Genomic DNA, 512 nt, shown 5'->3' with positions numbered 1-512 from the left:
CGGCGTCGTCCGTTCCGCACGCCGGCGGTCTACATCATCGCACCGCTGGCGATCATCGGCTGCCTTGGCCTGTATTTCTCGCTGCCGCTCACCGCTATTCTGGTGCTGCCGGGCTGGGGCGCGATCGGGTTGATCGTGTATTTCCTCTACAGCCGTTCGCGCAGCCATGTCGGGCGCGGCATCACCGAGGTGGTGTCGGACGACGATCTGGCACCCTTGCCGCCGGGCTCGATCTGAGCCGGGTCGCACCGCACACGAAAAAGGCCGGGGAGCGATCCCAGGCCTTTTTTATATCTCGCGCACGTCTCCCCTCCCTGAAAGGGAGGGGAGGAAGGTTTCAGCCGAGCTTGCTGGCGATCAGCGCCTTCAGGTCGACCTGCGCACGCGCGCCATAATGCGAGATGATCTCGGCGGCGCAAATCGCGCCCATCTTGAGCGAGGCCTCGATGCTCTTGCCCTGCGCCTGACCGCGCAGGAAACCGGCGGCGAACAGGTCGCCCGCGCCGGTGGTG

1 protein-coding gene and 1 pseudogene are annotated in these 512 nt (G+C 65.8%); one reads left to right on the top strand and one right to left on the bottom strand.

Annotation, left to right across the window (positions count from 1 at the left end):
• Window positions 1-237, top strand: a pseudogene (locus AACY45_RS27970) (hypothetical protein); the annotation flags it as partial.
• Window positions 238-337: 100 nt separating this feature from the next.
• Here the strand turns inward: AACY45_RS27970 and AACY45_RS29400 are convergent.
• The coding region (locus AACY45_RS29400; protein WP_445261233.1) for a PfkB family carbohydrate kinase at window positions 338-512 on the bottom strand (175 nt) is incomplete at its 5' end.

This window comes from Pseudomonas sp. RA_35y_Pfl2_P32, from assembly GCF_963970735.1.
In the GTDB taxonomy this organism is placed as follows: domain Bacteria; phylum Pseudomonadota; class Gammaproteobacteria; order Pseudomonadales; family Pseudomonadaceae; genus Aquipseudomonas.
This window is presented reverse-complemented; position numbering and strand designations above follow the sequence as displayed.